Source organism: Henriciella sp., assembly GCF_049649345.1.
GTDB lineage: Bacteria > Pseudomonadota > Alphaproteobacteria > Caulobacterales > Hyphomonadaceae > Henriciella.
This window is the reverse complement of record NZ_JBARZC010000435.1, coordinates 1-3999: the sequence shown is the minus strand read 5'-3', so window position 1 is coordinate 3999 and position 3999 is coordinate 1. Positions and strand designations below refer to the sequence as shown.

3 protein-coding genes and 1 pseudogene are annotated in these 3999 nt (G+C 59.3%); 2 read left to right on the top strand and 2 right to left on the bottom strand.

The genetic code is table 11. The features are described from left to right. A partial coding sequence (locus WA989_RS12075) for an ATP-binding cassette domain-containing protein (protein WP_424340745.1) occupies positions 1-681 on the top strand: 681 nt, incomplete at its 5' end. A 16-nt stretch (positions 682-697) separates the two neighbouring features. Here the strand turns inward: WA989_RS12075 and WA989_RS12070 are convergent. Together WA989_RS12070 and WA989_RS12065 are read right to left on the bottom strand one after the other, a co-directional pair. Next, a complete protein-coding gene (locus WA989_RS12070; protein ID WP_424340744.1) occupies positions 698-1261 on the bottom strand; it encodes a carboxymuconolactone decarboxylase family protein in 564 nt (187 codons plus the stop codon). A 101-nt stretch (positions 1262-1362) separates the two neighbouring features. After that, positions 1363-3741, bottom strand: coding sequence for a hypothetical protein (locus WA989_RS12065; RefSeq protein ID WP_424340743.1), 2379 nt, complete (start codon positions 3739-3741; stop codon positions 1363-1365). A gap of 166 nt (positions 3742-3907) precedes the next feature. Here WA989_RS12065 and WA989_RS12060 point away from each other — a divergent pair. Continuing rightward, positions 3908-3999: pseudogene (locus WA989_RS12060) on the top strand (pyridoxine 5'-phosphate synthase); the annotation flags it as partial.

Genomic DNA, 3999 nt, shown 5'->3' with positions numbered 1-3999 from the left:
CGCCAACGCAGCGATGCCGAAGCCGCGGTCTCTGCCGCCGAGGCGCAGGTGGAGATCGTCACCCCGCTCCACATCGACCTGCCGCCCTCACACCTGCCCGCCGCGCGCACCGTCCTGAAGCTGGACGACGTGTCGATGCAGCTCGGCGAGCGGCACCTTTTCGGCCCGCTCAGTTTCGAGATGCGTGGGCCCGGGCGCGTCGCCATTTCAGGCCCGAACGGCTCGGGCAAGACGACGCTGCTCAAACTCATAACCGGCGCGCTGACGCCCACCTCCGGCACCATCGCGACCGTCACGCCAAGGCTCGCTCTGCTGGACCAGCATGTGAGCCTGCTGAACGCCGACCTCCCCATCCTCGACAGCCTACGCGAGGCCGCGCCCGGCCTCAACGATCACGAAGCCCGCGCCTATCTTGCCCGCTTCGCTTTCCGGGGCGACGCCGCGCTCCAGCCCGTCTCGACCCTGTCCGGTGGAGAACGCCTGCGCGCCGGCCTCGCTGCTGCCTTTGCGGGCGATCCGCCAGATCTCCTCCTCCTCGACGAGCCGACAAACCATCTCGACCTCGACAGTGTGGAACTGCTCGAAGCGGCCCTGAAACACTGGACCGGCGCCCTCCTCCTCATCAGCCACGACGAGACCTTCCTTGAGGCGATCGGGGTTGAACGGCGGATCAGTCTGTGAGCCCGCCACGCCGAGCTCACTTTTCCAGGTCCGGATCAAGCTCCAGATCATCATCGAGCTGCACGCCGAAACTGTTCAGCATCATCGAGACCTGCGTGTACTGGCCGACCGTCATGACGAGGTCCATCTTCTGCTTTTCGGTGAGAAAGCCGAGCCGGGCCCAGGTCTCATCGGTGATGAAGGCGTCCGAGGTCAGCTCGTCTGTCGCCTGCAATAGCGCCGCATCCGCCTCGCTCCAGCCGTCTGCCCCCGGCCCCGCCTTGATCCGCTCGATCTCGGCCTCGGTCAGATCGCAGTCGAGCCCGATGCGCACATGCTGGGCCCATTCATAGCCCGATTTCCAGTTGAAGCCCGCCCGCAGGATAACAAGCTCGCGCTCACGCGGGGCAAGGTCATTCGCGTCCGAGAGGATATAGCCGCCATACAGCATGAACCGCTTATAGGCCTTCGGCGCGCGATAGAGCGTGCGGAAGATATTATACACCGGCCGCCCGCCAAACGAGGCCTCCAACGTCGCCTTCGTCTCAGCATCCATCTCATCATCACTGAGCGGGGCGATGCGGGGGGCAGATAGTCTCATGGGGCGGTTCCTCAGACGTCTTACGGTCTCTTGTGGTGGGTTCAATCGCCATACTAAAGGGCGACGTGAGAACGAAGGCAAAGGGACAATTGTGAAAGTTGTCAGATTCCGTGCGCGAAAAGACTTACGCACAGAGCGGCCCTTGCAGCCCGTTCTCTAGAGGGCCGGGCCCGATCTCCTCGGGGGCCAAACGCATTTGCTTCCGACTGGCCCATCCATTTCAGTACGTCGACAATCTGTTTTCTGCGAGCATCTGGCGTCTTGGGAGAGAGGCCGTGAAACTCGATCGCCTCGTAAACATCTTCGCGCATCGGGGCCAGCCCAGCAAATAGATCGCTGTTTGCGCCAAATGCCTCTACCAGATCGAGATGATATGGCCGCCCTCTGGGCGATTGTCTGTGGTCTTTCTCCAGCACGAGATTGAACAGGGCAAGTAGAGAAAGCTCCGACAATTGCTTTTTGAAGAGCGTCACAGCGGTAACCTCAGCCGATGTGAATTCTGGCTCGTTCTCGACCGTCTTCAGAATTTTGACGAGCACGCTGACCTGCTTGTCAGCAAACATCCAGGGCTCACGTTCGAACTCAAGCAGGATGCGCTCAAGCTGTGCTCGCTGCTCACGGAGGTAAAATACATCGTCCCGATCGTTTGAGTTAAGCGCCCGCTCAAACCGCTCCTCGCCGAGACGTCTGCACAATTGGTCGAGCTGCTCCTGAGCCGTGCCGGCCAGCACTTCGAATTCATCGATCATCCAGCGCGCACCGTAGCGAACATCTTCATTCGGATGATGTAGCAATTCGCTGAGCCGCTTCTGGTTATAGGGCAAGCCATCAAGACCAAGATCACGGCGTTGTTGGATATGTTCACGCACCCTCTTCACAAACCGCTTTTTCGGTTCGTACCGGCCCGCGTGGTCTGGCCCTTTAGGCTGCCACATACCGCGCTCGAAGAAACCGATTTCCGTAAACGGATCAAGTGTGTCGAGTTGGCCGCCATCGTAGAGCCGGTTCTGCGATCTCGACCGCTGCCAAAGGCTGATCGCCTGAAACAGGGCCGCCATGATGACAAGGTCGACCATGGCACGCGCGGCAAACGTCAGATGCTTGGCCAGCGGATCGCTGCTCATCGCCGCATCGTACGGCGCTTCAATATCCACGTTGTAGATTTCCCACCAGTCGACGAACGGCACGGCCTTGGCGAGCTCCGCCCCAAAGAACCGGAGCCAATCGAGGAAGGGATTGTTCGTTGAGTAGTCGGCATTGAAATGGAACGACTCCGTCCAGCCTTGAAGCTGGTGTAGGGCCAGCGGCACAAGAATGAAGAACGAAGCGTAGCCAAGCAGCGCCTCGTCCTTGAGATCGTTGTCGAAGCCAATGGAAATCTCCTTCCCGCGCGTGGAATGAATACGCGACGCGGTTTCGCGGTCTTCCTCTACCCACGCCCAGCGCCGGCCGAGCGAAGCGGCAATCAGTATGGCGACTGCAATCGGGATTAGCCCCCACGGCGCAGACAGCATGTATCCAAGAGCACTCAGCGGAACGATAACGAACAGTACCAGAACGTGCGGCGGAATAAGATTGCCGCCCATCCGTGTCGCCCCCGACAACGGAGCGACGTATCGCACCAGGACTGAGTCAAGCCGGCTCATCAGGATTCCCGGACGGTTGAGGGCCAGCCCCATTGGCTTCGGGTCGGCGATCTCTACCTTTTCGAACTGCCGTTCGCGCCAATCATTGAGCACGCGCAATACATGCGGCGCGAGTATGATTGTTAAAAAGGCAAGCAGAACAAGAAACGTTACGAAGACCCCGAAATTGTCCTCCATTCTGAACATATTGCCTGCTGCAGCCCAAGCGAGACCGACGAGTGCAGCGATAATGATGAACGTCGTCCAAAAGCTGAACTCGCTGACGACGTCATCGCGAAGGATATCTGGATTACTGCCTTCCATTTCCCGGACGTACGCTTCAAGTTTCGCGTGCCGGACCGACAGCAAGACAATCGGCGCGAATGCAGCAACAAAGCCTGCAAGGAAAGTCGCCACATGGACGAGATCGACATCCGGCCCTGCGATCTGGACGGCGACCGGGCCGACGCCGCCTGCCACGGATGATCTATATGCGATCAGGCCGAGCAGCGAGAGACTACCGAGCAGATAAAAGAAGAATTCGACGAAACCGAGTTTCACGACGCGCTTCTGTTCATCGCTTCTTTCCCGATAGGGTGTCGTCAGCGCGTCAGAATGGATCGGCCAGATCGCGGACAGCCTCACGAAAGGCAGCATCATCCAGAGGATCCCCGCGATGCCGCCTACTACATATACAAATGAGACCGAAGCATCGCCTACGGGCTTTTCAATTTCTTTCGAAAGAACAAAGCAGAATATGACGAACAGCAGGCCTATCCACGCTGAGAGCAGGGTAAAACTCGATTTGCGTTCCTCTGCTCGATGCAAATCCTGCTTTCTGATTTTCTCCGCCACGTGCGTCCGCCCCACTCATTCCGCCCTCGAAACGAACCCTAGCCTGCATGCCTAAAGTTGAAAAGCGAAAACGGGGCTGGGTGCAAATCGGGCGGGCTCTGGCGCAGGGGGGCTGGAGGGACTACATGCACGGCCAAGAGACCAACCCTATCGATGCGCCCCGCCCATGACCGACCTCTCCGTCAATCTCAACGCTGTCGCCCTCCTTCGGAACCGGCGGGACCTGCCCTGGCCGAGCGTGACCGGTCTGGGGCGTAT

Coding starts and splice junctions, on each gene's coding strand:
- WA989_RS12070 (WP_424340744.1), bottom strand. CDS start 1,261: ATGAGACTATCTGCCCCCCGCATCGCCCCGCTCAGTGATGATGAGATG.